General features: G+C 72.9%; 11 protein-coding genes and 1 CRISPR repeat array (1 of these 12 running past the window's edge). Of the genes, 7 read left to right on the forward strand and 4 right to left on the reverse strand.

Annotated elements, in window-relative coordinates; genetic code table 11:
- Positions 1-508: direct repeats of the CRISPR family, unit length 29 nt; unit sequence GGGACCACCCCCGCACGCGCGGGGACGAC; it begins 619 nt to the left of the window's first position.
- 514 nt (positions 509-1,022) lie between these two features.
- Positions 1,023-1,982 carry an AraC family transcriptional regulator gene (locus tag ABZX96_RS03180; RefSeq protein WP_355536921.1) on the forward strand — a complete coding sequence of 320 codons (960 nt, stop codon included), beginning with the start codon at positions 1,023-1,025 and terminating at the stop codon, positions 1,980-1,982.
- Positions 1,983-2,106: 124 nt separating this feature from the next.
- On the forward strand, positions 2,107-2,556 hold the full coding sequence (locus ABZX96_RS03185; protein ID WP_355536924.1) for a GNAT family N-acetyltransferase: 450 nt from the start codon (positions 2,107-2,109) through the stop codon (positions 2,554-2,556).
- A gap of 46 nt (positions 2,557-2,602) precedes the next feature.
- On the opposite strand, the gene ABZX96_RS03190 is transcribed toward ABZX96_RS03185, so the two are convergent.
- Positions 2,603-3,580 (reverse strand): alpha/beta hydrolase, encoded by a 978-nt coding sequence (locus tag ABZX96_RS03190; RefSeq protein WP_355536927.1) that lies wholly within the window; start codon positions 3,578-3,580, stop codon positions 2,603-2,605.
- 506 nt (positions 3,581-4,086) lie between these two features.
- Between ABZX96_RS03190 and ABZX96_RS03195 the strand changes: the two genes are divergently transcribed.
- A complete protein-coding gene (locus ABZX96_RS03195) occupies positions 4,087-5,157 on the forward strand; it encodes a helix-turn-helix domain-containing protein (protein ID WP_355536930.1) in 1,071 nt (356 codons plus the stop codon).
- Between the two features lie 35 nt (positions 5,158-5,192).
- Here the strand turns inward: ABZX96_RS03195 and ABZX96_RS03200 are convergent, their stop codons facing one another.
- Entirely contained in the window at positions 5,193-6,536 is a 1,344-nt protein-coding gene (locus ABZX96_RS03200; protein WP_355536933.1) for a helix-turn-helix domain-containing protein, read from the reverse strand.
- A gap of 435 nt (positions 6,537-6,971) precedes the next feature.
- On the opposite strand from ABZX96_RS03200, the gene ABZX96_RS03205 reads away from it, so the two are divergent.
- A complete protein-coding gene (locus tag ABZX96_RS03205) occupies positions 6,972-10,190 on the forward strand; it encodes an AAA family ATPase (protein WP_355536936.1) in 3,219 nt (1,072 codons plus the stop codon).
- Between the two features lie 200 nt (positions 10,191-10,390).
- Here the strand turns inward: ABZX96_RS03205 and ABZX96_RS03210 are convergent, their stop codons facing one another.
- Positions 10,391-13,966, reverse strand: a complete 3,576-nt coding sequence (locus ABZX96_RS03210; RefSeq protein ID WP_355536939.1) for an AAA family ATPase — start codon at positions 13,964-13,966, stop codon at positions 10,391-10,393.
- A 712-nt stretch (positions 13,967-14,678) separates the two neighbouring features.
- Between ABZX96_RS03210 and ABZX96_RS03215 the strand changes: the two genes are divergently transcribed.
- Together ABZX96_RS03215 and ABZX96_RS03220 are read left to right on the forward strand one after the other, a co-directional pair.
- Positions 14,679-15,605, forward strand: a complete 927-nt coding sequence (locus tag ABZX96_RS03215) for a hypothetical protein (RefSeq protein ID WP_355536942.1) — start codon at positions 14,679-14,681, stop codon at positions 15,603-15,605.
- Positions 15,606-15,869: 264 nt separating this feature from the next.
- A complete protein-coding gene (locus tag ABZX96_RS03220) occupies positions 15,870-17,033 on the forward strand; it encodes a low temperature requirement protein A (RefSeq protein WP_355536945.1) in 1,164 nt (387 codons plus the stop codon).
- A gap of 120 nt (positions 17,034-17,153) precedes the next feature.
- On the opposite strand, the gene ABZX96_RS03225 is transcribed toward ABZX96_RS03220, so the two are convergent.
- The gene (locus tag ABZX96_RS03225; protein ID WP_355536948.1) at positions 17,154-18,101 is read right to left on the reverse strand and encodes a helix-turn-helix domain-containing protein; all 948 of its coding nucleotides are present in this window, start codon (positions 18,099-18,101) and stop codon (positions 17,154-17,156) included.
- Positions 18,102-18,171: 70 nt separating this feature from the next.
- Here ABZX96_RS03225 and ABZX96_RS03230 point away from each other — a divergent pair, with 70 nt between their 5' ends.
- On the forward strand, positions 18,172-18,510 hold the full coding sequence (locus ABZX96_RS03230; protein ID WP_355536951.1) for a cupin domain-containing protein: 339 nt from the start codon (positions 18,172-18,174) through the stop codon (positions 18,508-18,510).
- Positions 18,511-18,528 lie beyond the last annotated feature (18 nt).

Raw genomic sequence — 18,528 nt, forward strand, 5'->3', positions numbered from 1 at the left:
CCCGCACGCGCGGGGACGACTCCAGCCGGGGAAGGGCGATAGGCGGGGCGGCGGGACCACCCCCGCACGCGCGGGGACGACCGCAAGGACAACGGGGGGCTGTAGGGCATGTAGGGACCACCCCCGCACGCGCGGGGACGACGAGGCGCAGGTCCTGCGGGATGCCGGTGAGGCGGGACCACCCCCGCACGCGCGGGGACGACACGAGGAGTTGGGCTAGTTGGCTTGTCAGCTAGGGACCACCCCCGCACGCGCGGGGACGACGGGGACGCAAGGGGGAACGCGCGGGTAGACCTGGGACCACCCCCGCACGCGCGGGGACGACGGCGTGGACGGTGCAGGTCAGGCGGGCGGCGAGGGACCACCCCCGCACGCGCGGGGACGACAGCCAGAGGCGCTCCTCCCGTTCCCCGTTCTCGGGACCACCCCCGCACGCGCGGGGACGACGAGGAGGAGGCCGCCGAAGAGGGCGGCCGGTGGGGACCACCCCCGCACGCGCGGGGACGACAGGCCGTGACCTGCGTGTTTAGCGTGGCAGGAAGCGGTTTTTACTCACTTCCAAGGAATTGCCCATAACGGCCACTCCGTAATTTTGCGGCAAACATGCTGAAACTGGACTTCGGCTCGGCTGTCGGCGTGAGCGCGTCCGGTGCCGAGTATGCCGAACCAGTATCGGAGGTGGTGCGCGGCCCCCTCGTGCGGGTGCTGGGACAATGGCACCGAGTCCGTCTCCCGTTGGCTCCTTGAACGCTGCGTTACCGGATGCAGGGCAGGCTCGGGACAGCGAACAGCGGAGAGCGGACAGCCCCAGGCTCCCGCACCCAGTGATCTGACGCCGCACCCGCCAAGATTCCGCAGCACCGCAACGAGTCCCGGCCGCGCCCCCATCCGCCTCGGACTCCTCTCCCCGCCCGCCCGAGCCCCCATCTCCGTCCCCGTCCCCGCCCCCACCCGACGCGGAAATCCGCCCCCGTCACCCATAAGGCAAAATGACGGCCCGTCAGTCCCCACAGGAGGCCCGTGTGCTGTTGCTCGATCTTGATTCCGTGGCGCCGCGTGAGCGGGCGGAGGCGTTTCACTACTCGTTGACGGATTCCTCGGTGCCGAATGATGTCGTTCACGAGGAGCCGGATTCGGGTATTCACGCGCGTATGGAGGGGTGGCGGGTGGGGGATCTGGATCTCTTTGCCACTCGGAATTCCGGTTTTCATGTGCGGCGGACGGAACGGCATGTGCGTCACCACAGGAGTCATCCTGTGGTCTCCGTCTCGCTTCAGCTTTATGGTGCGCACCGTGCCGAAGTCGCGGGGCGGCGGTATCTGCTCGGGCCGGACGATCTCTGCGTCTTTCACGAGTTGTCTCCCCGTGTGTACGGCTGGACCGGTGACGGGGCCTCGCAGGCGATGATGTTCGATATGGAACGCTTGGGTGTGCCGGTGGATGCGGTGGTGAAGGCTTCGTCTCGGTTGCGGGCCAGTCCGTTGCACGACCTGTTTCTTCGGCACCTGCGTGGGGTGTGGCGTGATCCGGAGCGGCTCGCGACCGATCCGGGGGCTGAGGCGCTCGCGAACGCCACCACGGAGCTGTTTCGCGCGCTGCTCTTGTCGGCCGCGCACGCGGAGGAGGACACCACGGTCCGGTCGGCCATGGACGAGACCCTGCTCGCGCGGGTCATGGCCTACGCGCGCCGTCACCTGGCGGACCGTGAGCTGACGCCCGAGCGGATCGCGGCCGAGCACGCGGTGTCGGTGCGTCGGCTCTACCTCCTGTTCAGTGAGGAGGGCATCAGCCTGGAGCAGTGGCTGATCACCGAGCGGATCGGGAAGGCGCGGCAGATGCTGGCCTCCTCCCGTTACGACCGCCTTACCATCGCGGCGATCGCCGCGCGGTGCGGGTTCGGCAGCCCGAGCCATTTCAGCCGCCGGTTCCAGGCGGCGTACGGCATGGCGCCGAGCGAGTGGCGGCGGAACAGGACTTGTTGAGTGGTGTGGCTTCCGGGGTGTGTCGGGGACGGGGCGGGGCGGGCCAGGCATGTTGTCCTGAGTATGGACAGGCGGTTTGTCCAACGGCGTTGACGTTCGGGCTGCCCTCGGGTCTTCTGCTGCGATGTCTGACCTTCGCTTCCGGCCGCCGGCCGATGACGACACGCTCAAGGACTGGCAGTATGTCCACAATGTGATCATTCCTACCCGCCCTCTCTCCTTGGACGAGGTACGAGAACGCGCCCGGCGCGATCACCTGGAGGTCGCGTATCTCGATGGCGCGCTCGTGGGCTGCAGCACGGTGCGTCCGCCGACGGACGAGTCGCGGGCGGCCACCGTCATCGTCCGGGTACTCGTCGCCTACCGCCGGCGGGGGTTCGGCGAGGAGCTTTACGTGCGGGGGCTCCATCGGGCGCGGGAGCTGGGTGCCGAAGTGATCGAGACCGTCGTTCTGTCCTCCAATGAGGACGGGCTGCGTTTCGCGTTGCGGCACGGGTTCGTCGAGACGGAGCGGTATCTGCTGCCCGGGGACACGATTCCTTGGATCGACTTGCGGCTTTTTCCTAAGCCTTGAGTGAGGATGCCGAAGACGGTGCGATTCAGGCGGCGCGAGGTGCGGTTCAGGCGGCGTGGAGGGCCGCGTGCAGGGTGTCCATGACCTGGATGCGGGCCGCCTTGGAGGCATCCGTGCCGCGGAGCAGGTCGAACAGGACGAAGGCGTGGATCGTCCCGTGGTAGCGGACCGAGACGACCGGCACGTCCGCTTCCCGCAGGCGCGCCGCGTACGCCTCGCCTTCGTCGCGGAGTACGTCGGCCTCGGCCGTCAGGATGAGCGCCGGTGGCAGGCCCCGGAGACCGCGGGTGGGGGCGCGCAGGGGGGACACGGTGCCGTGCGAGCGGGTTCGCGGGTCCGGTGCGTACTGCTGCCAGTAACCGTGCATCACGGACCGGCCCAGGAAGAACCCGTCCGCGAACTGGCGGTAGGACGGGGTGTCCATCGCGGCGTCGGTCACCGGGCAGACCAGCACCTGGTGGCGGAAGTGCGGCGCGCCGCGCTCCCGCGCCACGAGGGTGAGGGCGGCCACGTGATGGGCACCCGCGCTGGCGCCCACGACCGCGATCCTGGTGCCGTCCAGCCGGCAGTCCGTGCCGTGGCGGGCGATCCAGCAGGCGACGGTGTAGGCCCGCTCGACGGCGTCCGGGTGCCGCGCGTCGTCCGGCACGTCGTACTCGGGGATGACCACGGCGGCGTCCGCCCCCAGCACGAGGTCCGCCACCAGCTTGCGGTGCGCGTAGGCGTCGGTCAGCATCCAGCCCAGGCCGTGCAGGTACAGCACCACCGGGAGGGGTTCGTCGCTGCCGGCCGGGCGCAGGATGCGTACCCGGATCCGGTGGCCGTCGCCCGCGGGCAGGGCCAGCCACTCCTCCTCGACGTCGGGTTCGTCGCGGCCGTCGCCGTTCCAGAGGGACGCCATGCGCGCCCGGGAGCCCGTCACGTCGATGTCCCCGGAGGTGGGGCACGCGTACTGCCGGACGAAGGCCCGCGCCTTGCCTTCGAGGACAGGCGTCGCCCGAAGGGCCAGAACGTCTTCTTCCACGGGAACTCCTGCGCGAGGGGCGGGTCACGGGCCGTTCGAAAGAGCGGCCCCACACCCACGGTCGGGCAGACAGGCGCTCGGTGCCGGAAGCGGCTCTGCCGGCACCGGGTACTCACCCTATGGGTCCGGATGCCGGACGCGGACGGGGGCACCGTACTCAGCCATGCCGGTGCGTGCACAGTTCAGGCGTCGGCGGGTGTCGGCGGGGGTCGGTGGGGGTCGGTGGGTGTCGGTGGGGGTCGGTGGGTGTCGGTGGGTGTCGGTTGGGGTCTTCGGCGCTACTGGGGCGTTCGGGCCTGGAAACGCGTGTCCTGGAGTGCGTGCATGGGCGTGCGTGTCTGGGCGTGCGTGTCTGGGAGTGCGTGTCTGGGAGTGCGTGACGCGAAATGCAGTCATATGACTTAACTGTTTCGCGGCTCGTCCCCGCAGACTCGGTAACGGGTGAGTGAGGCGACGTCCCCCTCCCGCACCGTGCACTGATTCCGGGACGGCTGGAGGGAACCCTCGTGAGCGCTCGCCCCGGGACGGCCGTGACGCCGGGCATCGACGCGTCCACCGACGCGTCCACCGAGGTGGCGGACGCGGTCTCGCGATGGCTGGCGCCGGTCCGGGAGGCCATCCGGCAGGACGGCTCGGCGTCCGGGGTCGTGACGGCGCGGCATTTCGGCTACGTGCGCCTGGTGGCCTGCGAGACCGGGGCTCCGCTGCGCCTGAGGAGAGGCCCGCGCTCGATCGCCCAGGACCCCGCGGACGCCATCGCCCTGCTGGTGCCGCAGGAGGGGACCGTCCGGCTGGCCCAGGACGGCCGTGGCGCCTCCGTGGAGAGCGGGCAACTGGCCCTGGTCGACCTGCGCCGGGCGTTCTCGGTCGAGCAGCGGGGCCCAGCCCGGGTGCTCTTCTTGCGCCTGCCCGTCCACGCCCTGCGCCTCCCCGCGGCTCACCTGCGTTCCGTCACCGCGCGTGCCCTCGCCCCGGCGGGCGGGGTGGCCGCCTTGCTGGCGCCGTTCCTGCTGGACCTGGACGCGTCGGCCTCCCGGATGCCCGCGGCGGTGGGCGAACGGATCGGGGGCATCGTCACCGAGATGGTGGCCGCCCTGGTCGACGAGCTCACCGAGGACGTGCGCGGCACCGCGGAGGCGGAACGCCATCCGCTGGTCGTCACGATCCGCCAGTACATCGACCGGCACCTCGGCGACCCCGAACTGTCCGCGGAGCGCATCGCCGGGGCGCACCTCATCTCGGTCCGCTACCTGCATCGGCTCTTCGAAGGTGAGGGAATCACCGTCGGCAAACTCATCCAGCGGCGGCGGGTCGAGCAGTGTGCGCGGGAACTCTCCCGGCGCGGACGCGTGAGCCCGTCCATCTCCGTGGTGGCGTCCCGCTGGGGCTTCCGCAGCACCGCGCACTTCAGCCGCGCCTTCAAGGCCGCCTACGGGCACGCGCCGAGGCAGTGGCGGCGTGCGGTGACGGGAGCGGGGGAGGGCGGAGCGCAGGGAATCCACGGAGTCCACGGGGTTCATGGAGTCCCCGGAGACCACGGAGTCCCCGGAGACCATGGAGTGACTGACCCGGCTTGAGCAGGGGGAGCTGCCGGACCGGTTGGGCGGGCCGTTCACCTGCCCGGTGCCTGCGGTGCACGGGTCCGGCCGTCGCGCCAGTCGCTGGGTGACACGCCGTAGGCGGCGCGGAAGCTGCGGCTGAAGTGCGCCGCCCCGGCGAAGCCCCACCGGCCCGCGACCGTGGACACGGTGGTGTCGTCCCGCCCCGGCCGGGCCAGCTCCCGCCGTGCCTCCTCCAGGCGGCGGTGACGGATCCACCGGCCGACCGTGATGCCGTTGCTCTCGAACAGTTTGTGCAGGTAACGGATCGAGATGTGCTGGGCCGCGGCGACGGTCGCGGGCGTCAGCCCCCGGTCCCAGAGGTGCGCGTCGATGTGGGCGCGCAGCCGCCGGATCAGGGCCTGGCGGCCGGGTGCGCCGTCCTGCGGTTGTCCGTGCGCGTGGCGATGAGCGTCCTGCGGTTCGGGTTCGGCCTCGTCGACGGCCAGCAGGGCGACCAGTTCGGCGACGGTGCCGGCCAGGTGGAGCGCGGTCCGCGGCGCGTACTCGGGCGCCGCGCGGACGAGTTCCCGCAGGAGTGGGACGAGCAGCGGTGCCACCGGGCCGTCGGCGAACGGGGCCCGGCCGCTCAGCTCCCGCGCCTGGCGATCGGTGAGGGTGAGCGCGTAACGCGGGACCCGGATCAGGTGCAGGGTGAAGTCCTGGGCCTCGTGGAGGACGAAGGGCTCCGCGCCGTCCGAGACGAAGAGGTCGCCGGGGCCGCAGGCCGCGTCGGTGCCCTGGCGGACGAGGGTCGCTCGGCCGGAGGTGTGGAAGCCCAGCAGCAGGTGCGGGTCGGTGGGGTCGGGGGTGAGGCCGACGGGGTCGGCGGGGCTGGCGGGGTCGCGGGTGAAGGGCTGGGCCGTTCCGCGCACGGTGTGGATGTGTAGGAAGCCCAGGGATCGGGTCTGTATGTCCGCTGCCGGGGCGGTGGGGCGGGCGGTCGGACGGGTGGTGGACTGGGCGGTGGGCCGGGCGGTGGGACCGGTGTGGGTCGGGGGCGGGGGGAATGCCTCCGTCGGTGCGGTGCCGATCGTGGGTGGGGTGCTCGTGCGGCTGCTGGGCGCGTTCGCGTCCGTTGGCTGCTCGTCCGTTGGCTGCTCGTCCGTTGGGCGCTCGTTCGTCGGGTGCGCGTCTGTCGGGTGCGCGCCCGACGTGCGGTCGCGGGTGGCGGACCTGCTGGTTGTGGGCTCGTCGGTCGGCATGTGCTCGTTGGCCGGTGTGGGCTCGTCGGTCGGCATGTGCTCGTTGGCCGGTGTGGGCTCGTCAGTCGGCGTGGGCTCGTCGGTGTCGTCGGTAGCGCGGGTGCCGTCCGTGCCGGGGGTGCTGCCGGGTGCGGAGGTCGGGTTCAGGTTCATGCGGCCCCTTGGGCGTGGCGTTCGTTCGGGTGCCGGGACGGGACCGGCGTGGGGGCGTCACGCGGCGAGTGGGCCCACGGGGACCAGCCTGAGCGGTCCCGGCGGGGCTGGGGAGACGATCCGGCGATCTCTGCGCGGAGGGGCACGAACCCTGCACGGTGGGGCATCGCGGCGTCGCCAGGAACCCCCGGCGACGCGGGCCGACCGGCGCGGTGGATACGGTGAGGGCCGTTGACGGACAGTCGGCGGACGGTTGACGGGCGGACTGCGCCCCGAAGCCGCCGGGCGGGCGGTGGAGCGACCCGTGCTCCTCATACGGACACGCGGAAGCGTCGAATCACACGGACACGCGGAAGCGTCGAAACGGATACGCGGGGCGGAAGCGCCGAGACAGAACGCGGGCGGGACGAACCACCCGCCGGCACGGGGGGAGCCGTGGAGAACGGACTGGCCGGCGGCGTATACGGCGGCAGCGATCGCGTCGGCGACGAACACGGCGGCGGCGATCGCGGCGGCGACGAACACGGCGGCAGCGAACACGTCGGCAAGGAGCTCATCGGCAAGGAGCTCATCGGCCGCCAACGCGAACGCGCCCTCCTGGAACGCGTACTGGAAAGCGCCCGCGCCGGAGCCTGCGGCTCGGCGACGGTGCTGCGGGGCGAGGCCGGTATCGGGAAGACCGCGTTGCTGGACTGGGCGGCGGACCGGGCCGCGCGCGAGCGGTTCACCGTCCTGCGGGCCGGGGGGAGCGAGGCGGAGACCGGGCTGGCCTTCGGGGTGCTGCACCAGGTGCTCCGGCCGCTGCTGGCGCACTCGCGCGCGCTGCCCGCCCGGCAGCGGGCGGCGCTGGAGAGCGCCCTCGGACTGCGTGACCCCTCGCCCTCCGACGGCTTCCGGGTCGGCGCGTCCGCGCTGGCCCTGCTCGCGGAGGAGGCGCGTCACCGTCCGGTGCTCGTCCTCGTGGACGACCTGCACTGGGTGGACTCCTCAAGCGCCGCCGTCCTCGCCTTCCTCCGCCAGCGGATCGCCGATCTGCCCGTGGCCATGGTGTGCGCGAGCCGTCCCGTGGACTCGGCGCCGGAGGGATGGCCCGTGCACCCGGTGGACGTCGAGGCGCTGACGGGTGAGGACTCCCGCGCTCTGCTGCGCCGCTGGCACCCCGAACTGGCGGCCACCACGGCGCGGCGGGTGATGGACGAGGCCGCGGGCAATCCGCTGGCCCTGGCCGAGTTGCCGGGCCAGCTGGGGGACGAGCATCGCAGGGGCGTCCTGCCGCTGCCGGAGCGGCTGCCGTTGGGGCAGCGGCTGGAGGAAATCTTCGCCCGGCGGATCCGTTCCCTCCCCCCGGAGGTGACGAGGGCGCTGCTGCTCACCGCGCTGGACGGCGCCGGCGCGGCCCGGGGCGACGCCCTCGCCGGGCCGCTGCCCGGCCAGGACCGCGCCGAACGGATCCTCGTCCCCATCGAGGCCAGCGGACTGGCCCGCCTGGACCACGCCGGTTGCCTCGTCTTCCGGCACCCTCTGGTGCGCAGTGCCGTGATCGCGTCCGCCTCGGAGGCCGAGCGGCGGGCCGCGCACCGGACGCTGGCGGAGCGGCTGCGTGCGGACGACCCGCGTCGGCTGCTGCACGAGGCCTCCGCCGCCGAAGGACCGGACGAACGGCTCGCCGCGCGGCTACAGGAGGCCGGGACGCGCATGGCCCTGCGCGGCGGTGACGCCGAGGGGGCGTTGCTGCTGGTCCGCGCGGCGTCCCTCAGCGCCGGTGCCGACAACCGGGCGCGGCGGCTGACCTGGGCGGCCGTGATGTCGGCCCGCGGCGGGCGCCTCGCGTACGCGGCGAAGCTGGTCGCGGAGCTCCAGCGGGCGCGGGTGCCGGAGGACGTCGCCCCGTTGCTCGCCTACGCGGTCGTGTACGTCGACCAGAGCCACCACGTGGACTTCGGCTCGTCGTTCGCCCTGCTGCCTCCGGCCTTGGCCGCGCTGACGGCGTCCGAGGAAGCTGGTACCGAAGTCGCCGGGGCACCCAGTACCGACGCCTCAGATATCCCTGTCTCCGGCGTCCCTACCTCCGAGGCCCGTGCCTCCGGCGTTCCTGTCTCCGACGCCCGTGCCTTCGGCGTCCCTGTCTCCGGTGCTCCCGCTTCCGGCGTTCCTGCCTCCCACACCCTCGCCTCCGACATCCCTGTCTCCGGTGCTCCTGTCTCCGACGGCCCCGCCTCCCACGCCCCCGCCTCCCACACCCCCGCCTTCGAAGACCTCGTCGAGCAGATGTTCTTCAAGCTGCTGCTGGCCTCCACGTACACGGACGATCCCCGGGGATGGGAGACGCTGGAGCGGTACCGGGAGCACGTGTCTCCCATGGCCCGGCTGTGCCACCGCGCGTGGGCGGACCCGCCGCGCACGGCGCACGGCGCGGAGGACGAACTGCGCAGCCTGGTGGCGCACCGGGCGGCGCGGCAGGAGACGGGCCACGCCTGGTTGCTGCTGTGGGCCGCGTCGGCGGTGGACAGCGCGGACGCGGAGCTGTGGTGGCTCTCCGGAGGGGAGCACGCCTACGCCACCCAGGGTTCCGTCGCCAAGGCGCGGTGCCACCAGGACTTCCTGCGGGGCCGCTGGGACGCCGCGCGGGACTGCCTGCGCGAGGCGGACACCGCCGAAGAACTCGGCTACCACTGCAACGCCCTGCTGTTCCGCCACTACCACGCCCACTTCCTGGCGGGCCGCGGGGACGAGCGGGGACTGCGCGAGGCGCGGGCACGGATCGAGCCGGCGGCGCGGAAGGCCCGGATGCGCTTCGTCACCGACCACCTGGACCATCTCGGCGCGCTCGTCGCCCTCGCGCACGGTCGGTACGAGGACGCGTACGCACGCCTGCGCCAGATGATGACCCCCGGCGACCTGCCGCGTGGGCTGCCCTGGTTCCACCTCCCGTTCTTCGACTTCGTGTACGCGGCCCAGCACTGCGGCCGACGGGCGGAGGCGCGCGCCCACGTCGCCGCCGGGCGCGCGGCACGGATGGGGGACATCTCCGCGCACCACGCCTTCCTGCTGGCGGCGGCGCACGCGATGACGGCGGACGGCGACACGGTTGACGACGACGTGGCGGACGAGGAGACGGCCGAGGACGAAGCGGTCGGTGACGAAGCGGTCGGTGACGAGGTGGCGGACGACGACGCGCCCGATGACGACGCACCCGATGTGGACGCGCCCGATGACGACACGATGGACGCGGCCTATGAAGCCGCTTACGCCGTGCCGGGTGCGGACCGGTGGGTCTTCGACCTGGCCCGGCTCCGTCTGGCGCACGGTTCCTGGTTGCTCCGCCGGGGACGGCGTACCGAGGCGGCTGACGTGCTGCGGGCCGCGGGTCGCGCCTTCGGTGAACTGCGCGCCGAGCCCTGGGCGGAACAGTGCCGGTCAGCGCTGCGCGCCGCCGACCGCGCCCCGGACCTCGCGGTGGCCGGCCCCGGCGCGCTCACGCCCCAGGAAATGCGCATCGCCCGTCTCGTCGCCACCGGGCTGACGAACAAGGAGGTAGGTGCCGCGCTGCACCTGTCCCCCCGCACCATCGGGGCGCATCTCTACCGGATCTTCCCCAAACTGGGCATCACCTCCCGGGCGGCTCTGGCCAGGGCGCTGCCGGGTGACGGCTGAACTCCCGGTCGTACGTTACGTACGTTACGTGCGGTCGAGCCGCCCGGATCGATCGGAGCGTCAGAAATCGACCGGAGCCGTGAGGTACGGACCGGGGCCGTGAGGTACCGACTGAAACCGTGAGTTACGGACTGAAGCCGTGAGGTACGGATTGAAGCCGTGAGGTATGGACCGAAGCGGGGCCGGTCCTGATCGGCAGGTCACGCCCCCGAGCGTTCCTCGGCCGTTCGCGTCTCCTCCAGGGCCCGGGCCACTCCGGCGCGGGTCGTGATGCCCAGCTTCGGGAAGATCTTGTAGAGGTGCGTACCGATGGTGCGCGGTGAGAGCCCGAGCCGTTCGCCGACCTGGCGGTTGGTCAGGCCTTGCGCGACCAGTTCGGCGATGCGCGACTCCTGGGCCGACAACAGGGGGTGCCGCCCTCCCGTTCCCCCGCTGGGTTCGCCGGTGCCCCCGCCGGTTCCGCCGCTGCCTGCCGACAGGGCGTCGAGTTCCCGTGCGGCCTGCTCGGCCCAGGGCGCCGCGCCGAGCCGGGTGAAGACGGTCAGCGCGGCCCGGCAGTGGGCGGCGGCCGACTCGTTACGGGAGCGGCGCCGGAGCCACGCGCCGTGGGCCAGCCGGACCCGGGCGAGCGGAAAGGGCCACCTCTCCGCGTCCGGGAGGGCGTACACGGCCTCGTAACGCCGTTCCACCCGCTCGTCATCGTCTCCGTCGTCATCGTCCTCGTCATCAGCGCCGCCGTCGTCATCCATGTCCGTACCGCCGTACTTGGAGGCGAGCGCCCCAGCGGCAAGGGCGTTGGCCGCAATCGCCTCCGCCGCGGCGACGAGGAAGGCGTGGTGGGCCGACGCGTGGGCGATCCCGGAGGCCCGGATCGCCCGCAGCAGGCGCCGGGCCTCCGCCCGCCGACCGCTGCCGACCGCCGCCTGCACCCAGTCGAGGAGCGACAGGTGGAACCAGGGTGAGCGAGGGGGGACGGCGCCAGGAGGTATCAGGCGCCGCGCCAGTTCCCACGCCTCGTCGGTCCGGCCGTGGCCGAGCGCGCACAGCACTTCGAGGCCCCGCAGGCGCTCGGTGACCGAGCGCGGGAGCCGCGCGCCCGCCGAAGCGCGGAGGGCCGGTTCCAGTGCGGCGAGACCCGCGCGGTCCCCGCGGGCGGCGAGGACCTGCCCCACGTTGTGCAGGAACAGCCTCTCGTGGAAGGCGTAGCCGACGGCGGCCGAGGTCTCGGCGCCCTGGCGGGAGGCGGCGAGCGACGCGTCCCAACGGCCGTGCAGGAAGTCGTCGTGCGCGCGGACGAGGTCGATGAACGCCTGGGTGGCGTACGCGTGGCGGCGCGCGAAGCGGCTCCACAGCGCGTCGTGCTCGCCGACGGCGCCGATGGCGGCGGCCGTCCACAGCAGGAGCCAGGCGGCGGCCGTCTCCCGGTCCGCCGGGAGGGCCGCGACCGCCTCCCGCAGCCGACGGGACACGTCATGGCCGGGACGGAACGGACCGGCCCAGGCCCGCCAGGCCAGCGCCGCCAGTTCGGAGGCGCCCGCGGCGTGGCGCTCGGCGGCGGCCCACGCCCGCTCGTCCCCGGTGTGCACGGCGACGACGATGAGCAGGAAGAGCATCGGTTCGAGCAGGGCGGCGCGCTGGTCACCGGCCGTCGGCGACACCGGCGTGTCGGGTGCCGCGGGCAGGAGGCCGGTCGAGGGCGTGGGTTCGCCGTCGAACTCGTTCGAGGCCGTGGGTAGGAGGTCGGCCGAGGGAGCGGGATCGCTGACGAACTTTTCCGAGGCCCCGGGCCGCAGGTCGACCGCAGGTGTGGGATCGCCGACGAACTCGTCCAAGGCTGCGGGCAGCAGATCGACCGCGGATGTGGGATCGCCGACGAACTCGTCCAAGGCCGCGGGCAGCAGATCGACGGCGGGTGTGGGATCGCCGTCGAGCTGTAGCCGGGTGTAGGCGACGACGAAGGCGTACAGCGCGGCGGGTTCGGGTCTTCCCGGGCACACTTCCGCCTCGGCCGCGGCGACGAGTTCCACCGCCAGGCGCAGCCGGCCGCCCCGCGCCGCCATGGCCGCGGCGGTGACCAGGCGCGCGGCCCGGGTCGACGCCGCCGCACTCAGACCGGCGGCCCGCGCCATCATGCCCGCCGCCTCGGCGTCACCGCCCCGCGCGGCCACGTCCTCGGCCTCCGCGTGCAGGAGCGCGGCCAGTTCGTCGTCCGTACCGAGGGTGGCGGCGGCCCGGTGCATGATCCGTCGCGGGCTGCCGACGGGCAGGGCGTCCGCGAGCAGCCGGTGCGCCGCGCGGCGTTCCGCGGGCGAGGCGCTGTGCGTCAGAGAGGCGCGCACCAGCGGGTGACGGAACGTCAGGCGGTCGGTCTCCGGGTCGACGCGCGCGAGGCCGGAGGTTTCGATGTGGTGCCGGATCTTCGTCCAATTCATCCAGGGCGTGGGCGTCTCGGGCGGTTCGGTGCCGTGCTCCGGGATGTCCCGTAGGTCGGTGACGTGCTGCGCGATGTCCTGCAAGACGGTGACGTGCTCCGCGATGCCCTGCGGAACGGTGATGCGCTCCGCGATGCCCTCCAAGACGGTGACGCGCTGGGCGAACGAGCCGCCGAGTGCCGCCACCAGCAGGAGGTGCCGAGCGCCGTCCGGCAGGGCGCGCACCCTGTCCTCGTACAGGCGCCCGAGACGTTCGCCCAGGGGCAGCTCGTCAAACAGATCGGCGATCTCGGGGTCGCAGTCGTCGGGGTCGCAGTCGTCGGGGTCGCAGTCGTCAGGGTCGCAGACGTCGGAGTCGCAGTCGTCAGGGTCGCAGTCGTCAGGGTCGCAGTCGTCGGGGGTGGTGTTTCCGGGGGCGCGGTGGTCCGGGCTCGCGTTCTCCGGTTCGCGGTCGTCGGTGCCGACGTTCCCGGGTGCGCGATCGTCCGGGCCCGCGTTCTCGGTTGACGTGTGAGGGGTGGCGCCGAGAGCGTCCGTCGTACGGGGCTCCCCGGGGAATGCCGGGTGTTCCGCGGACGGGCAGCGCATCCGGGCCGGGAGTTCGCGCAGTGCGAGAGGGTTGCCGCCGGCGGCGCGCAGCACCCGGCGGCGCGCCCGTTCGGGAAGGCACGGGTGGAGAGCCCGGAGCAGCCGTTCGGCCTGCCGTTCGTCCAGGGGCTCCAGGTCGATCACCCGGCCCGGCAGGCCGTCGATGTCGTCGTCATCCCCCAGGACCGTGGCGGGTCCGCCCCGGCGAACGGTCCTCGCGTACCGCGTCGCGCCGATGACGACGACGGGCAGCGGGGCCAACCGCCGTTGCACGTACCCGAACACGTCGATGCTGGACGGGTCCGTCCACTGGAGATCGTCCAGGAGCACGACGACGGGCTGGCGCGCGGCGGCCTGGGCGAGGAGGGTGAGGGCGGCGCCCGCCACCGCGAACCCTTCGGGCGGCGTTCCGGCGCGTACGCCCAGCGCGCACTCCAAGGCGTCCCGCTGCCCGGCGGGCAGCGCCCGGGTGTCGTCGAGCAGCGGCCACAGCACCTGATGGAGGGCGGCGAACGCGAGACCCGACTCCGCCTCGGCGCCGGTCATCCGCAGGACGCGGAACCCGGCGCGACGGGCCATGGTCTCGGCCACCTTCAGCAGCGCGCTCTTGCCCATGCCGGGGTCACCGCGCAGGACGACGGACGTCCCCGTGGAAGCGATGCCCGCCAGCGCCGACTCGATGACCGCGATCTGCGCGTCCCGCCCCGCCAGGACCGGCACGGCCCACCGCCCCCCGGGCACGCCCACGCTGCTCATGACCTGCCCGCCCTTCCCGCCGTCCGACCCGAGCCGTTCGTTGCTCGGCCGCCTGCTCGTCCGCCCAGTAGATCAGACGCGGGTTCGAGGAGGAATTCGTCATCGCAGGTGAGCGGGGTTCTGCGGGGCGTCGGACGGGTCCGGGGAGGGGGGCGGGAGGGCGTCCGCTGAGGGGTGGTTTCCGGGGCGCGGCGCGAGGTCGTGGGGGAGGGCGGACGGGCGTCCGCTACCTCCCGCCGGACCGGCGCGGCCCCTGTGCACCTACGGGCAAAGGCTGTGCAGTCAGCCGCGACAACGGGCGTCCCGCGCCGCATAGCGTCACGCCGTACCCCTCCACCACAGGAGTGCTCCGATACAGGGTTCTCCACCTCACAGGGGCGCTCCTATACAGGGTTCTCCACGGCAGCGACGCTCCACGGCAGGGGCGCTCCGATGCAGGGGCGCTTCGACGCAGGGGTGCTCCGCCCCGACACACTCCACTCTCCACACGAACAGGCCTGACCATGACCGAGCGGACCCCCGCGAAAAAACCGCGCGCGGCAGGCGCCCCGGCGACCGCCGTGCGGCGCCAGGGCACCATCCATGACCTCGTGATACCCGACGGGGTGCGGGGGACGGCCCCCGCCCAGCCGCTCATCGAACCGGCCGTCGCGACGCCGCGTCGGTCCTTCACCTCGTGCCCGCCCGCGAGCCGCTCCCTGGGAGGCAAGCCGTGACCACAGCCGAACTCCCCGAGGCCGGACAGCGCTCCGAGCACCTTGAAGCCGGACAAGGCTCCGATCTTTCCCAGGTCGGGCCCCCCGAGGATCTTTCCCAGGTCGGGCCCCCCGAGGCCGGGCAGCCGGACGCACGGCACACCGAGCCTTCCGGCGCGGGGCAGCCGGGCACACGTCCCTCCGAACTCCCCGAGGCCGGGCAGCGCTCCGCGCTCTCCCAGGTCGGGCCCCCCGAGGCCGGGCAGCCGACCGGACGACATTCCGAGCCGGACCTGCGGCAGATGACCCGCATCCACCTGCGCCCCATCGCCTCGCCCATGCCCCTCGGTTTCTTCGCGGTGGCCATCGCCTCCGTCGTCGTCGGCTGTTCCCAAGTCGGGCTTTTCCCGGAGGGGGCGGGGCAGGCCGTGGCGCTGGCCATCGTGCCGGCCTTCCTCCTGCAATTCCTGGTGGCGGCGCTGGCGTTCGGCGCCCGGGACGTGCTCGCGGCCACGCTGATGGCCTGCTTCTCCGGTCTGTGGCTGGCGAGTGCGCTCGTCCTGGCGCTCCAGCCGACCGGCGGCGGCCGGGTCCTCGGGGTGCTGAACGCCGTCTTCGCGGCGTTCGCCCTCATGATGGCGAGCGTCGCGGGGCGCAAACGCGCCATGTGGCTCGTCCTGTGCGCGGCGGTGCCCCGCTTCACCGTCGGCGCCCTGGCCGGCCTCACCGACATCGCCTGGATCGGCCGGGTCTCCGGGTGCCTGGGCCTGCTGCTCGCGCTGGTCGCGGCGTACACGGCCTTCGCCCTGATGCTGGAGGACATGCGGGGCACGCAGGTCCTCCCCATCGGGCGCAGCGGGCCCGCCCTCCACGCGGTGGAGGGCAACCTCTCCGTCCAGCTACGGGACATCGAGCGTCAGGCGGGCGTGCGCCGCACCCTCTGAAGGCGTCCGGTGAAGGCGTCCGGCGTAGACATCGGATGTATGCCGTGACCGCGCATACATCCGACATCCGACATCCGATGTATGTCACGCCCCCGCCGATCACGTACCAGCCGCCCCTGCCCGGCACCAACCGGTCACCGAGACAACAAGAGGAGCCCCTGTGGCCGCCTTCCCCCTCGACAACGCCACGGCCGCCCCGGCCCGGCCTTGCCCACACCCGGCAACGCGATGACGCACACGGCCGGAAGACCGCTGAGGCGCGTCATGCGGGCCAGGGATCCCGAGGAGCCGCACCGGGCCGCCACACCGCTGGAACTGCTCTTCGACCTGTGCTTCGTCGTCGCGGTCGCCCAGGCGGGCGAGCACCTCCGCGACGCCCTGGCCGAGGCCCACTACGCCGTGGGGCTGCTGAAGTTCGCGATGGTCTTTTTCGCCATCTGGTGGGCCTGGATGAACTTCACTTGGCTGTCCTCCGCCTACGACACGGACGACCTCCCGTACCGGCTCGTGGTCTTCGTCCAGATCACCGGGTCCCTGATCCTCGCGGCGGGGGTGCCGCAGGCGTTCCGGGAGGACGACCTGAGCCTCGTCACCGCCGGTTACGTCGTGATGCGCACCGCGCTCGTCGCGCTGTGGCTGCGGGCCGCGCGGTCCGACCCGGCCCGACGGGGGACCGCCCTGCGCTTCGCCTGCGGGGTGATGGCCTGCCAGGCGGGCTGGGTGGCGCTGCTCTTCCTGCCGGAGGGGGCGCGGCTGCCGGGGTTCGCGGTCATGGTGCTGGCCGAGGTCTCCGTCCCCGTGTGGGCGCAGTCCGCCGGGATGACGACCTGGCACCCGCACCACATCGCCGAGCGCTACGAACTGTTCACGCTGATCGTGCTCGGCGAGTCCGTCGCGGCGGCCACGGTCGCGGTCCGCAACGCCTTCGACGAGGACGGCGGGGCCACCGTGTCGCTGTACGCGGTGGCTGCGGGCGGACTTTTGACGTGCTTCGCCATGTGGTGGCTGTACTTCGCCAAGCCCGCGCACACCTTGCTCGCCACCACACACCGGGCGCACGGCAAGCGGTTCGCCTGGGCCTACGGCCACTACCTGGTCTTCGCCTCGGCGACGGCCGCGGGAGCGGGGCTCGCGCTGAGCGCAGCCCGCGCCGCCCGTGACGACACCGGGATCCCCGCCGTGGCCGCCGGCTGCGCGGTCGCCGTCCCCGTGGCCGTCTTCCTGCTCACTGTGTGGCTGCTGCACATCCGCCCCCACCAGAAGGGGGCCGTGGAGCAAGCCCCGTTCCCGCTCACGGCCGCCCTCGTGCTCGGGTCCGCCTTCACTCCCGCTCCCGCCCTCGTCTCCGGGCTGCTGCTGGCGGCGCTGACCGGTGTCACGGTGGCCCGCGACGTGCGGGCGGGGGAGCGGTCGGCCGCCTCGCGGTGATGGCGTGGCAGGCCGCGTCGCGGTGAGCGGTGGACGGCTGGCGGTGAGCGGTGGACGGCCCGCGGGTCACTCTCGTCATGCGTCGTCACCTGGCGTGCGTCGTCACCTGTCATTGCGTCATCACGTCTCCGCCCGGAACGCCCGGCGGTAAGCGCCCGGCGTCGTGCCCAGTGCGCGGACGAAGCGCCGGCGGAGGTTGGTGGCCGAGGAGAGGCCGACGCGGCGGGCGATGGCGTCCAAGGAGAGGTCGGAGGTTTCCAGAAGTTCGCGGGTCGCGGCGATGCGTTGGGCGAGCAGCCACTGTCCCGGGCTGGTGCCGAGCTGCTGGGAGAACCGGCGGGCGAGTGTGCGCGGGGAGAGGCCGGCGTGCGCGGCCACGTCCTCGATCGCCAGCGGTTCGGCGAGGCGCCCGGTCATCCACTCCAGCAGCGGCGCGAGGGAACCCTCGATCTGGGCGGGGTGCGGCGGCGCCGCGTACTGCAACTGCCCGCCCTCGCGGTGGGGCGGCATGACCATGTGCCGGGCGACGTGCGCGGCGTACCCGGCGCCCTGGTCCGCGCGGACCAGGTGCAGGCACAGGTCGATGCCGGCCCCGGAACCCGCGCTGGTGGCCACGTCGCCCTCGTCCACGTACAGCACGTCCGGATCGACCCGGACGGCCGGGAACGCGGCGGCCAACTCGCCCACCCGCGCCCAGTGCGTGGTCGCGCGCCGCCCGTCCAGCAGCCCGGCGTGCGCCAGCGCGAAGGCGCCGGAGCAGATGCTGACGACCCGCGCTCCGCGCTGGTGCGCGCGGCGCAGCGCCCGGACGACCGTGGGGGAGGGCGGCTCCTCGATGGGCAACCACCCCGGGACGAGCACGGTGTCCGCCCGGTCGAGCGCGTCCAGTCCGTCCGCGACGAGCATGTTGTACCCCGCGAGCGTCGCGACCGGCCCCGGGTGTTCCGTGCACACGCTGAACGTGTACCGCGCGGGGATCCCTCCTCGCCGGGTCCCGAACACGTCGGCCGCACAACCGAGTTCGAAGGACGCCTGCGGCGGTCGGACCAGCGCTACCACACGATGCATGACAGGAAAGTACCTCAGGATGTCATTCCTGACACTCGGCCGGGCGTTCATGATCGGAGAGGCTGGCCTCATGACGACAGAGCAGAAGCAGAACATGTCCGGCTATGTCTGGTCCTCCGTGCAGGACGCTCCCGTCCGCGAGATCTTCCCCGGCATACGGTTGCGTTCGCTGTGGAGCGGGGACAACGGCGCGACGGCCCACGTCCTGGAGATGGACCCCCACACGTGCTGGGAGGGCATCGACGTCCACGAACCGGGCCCCGAGGAGGTCTTCGTGGTGTCCGGCACCTTCAACGACGGCGAACGGGACTATCCCGCCGGTTCCTTCATCCACGCCCCGGCGGGTTCGTCCCACGTCCCGCAGACGACGACGGGGTGCACCTTGTTCGTCTTCTATCCGGAGGGGTAGGGCGCGGTCGGCTGCGGG

The organism is Streptomyces sp. NPDC003077, from assembly GCF_040611095.1.
GTDB lineage: Bacteria > Actinomycetota > Actinomycetes > Streptomycetales > Streptomycetaceae > Streptomyces.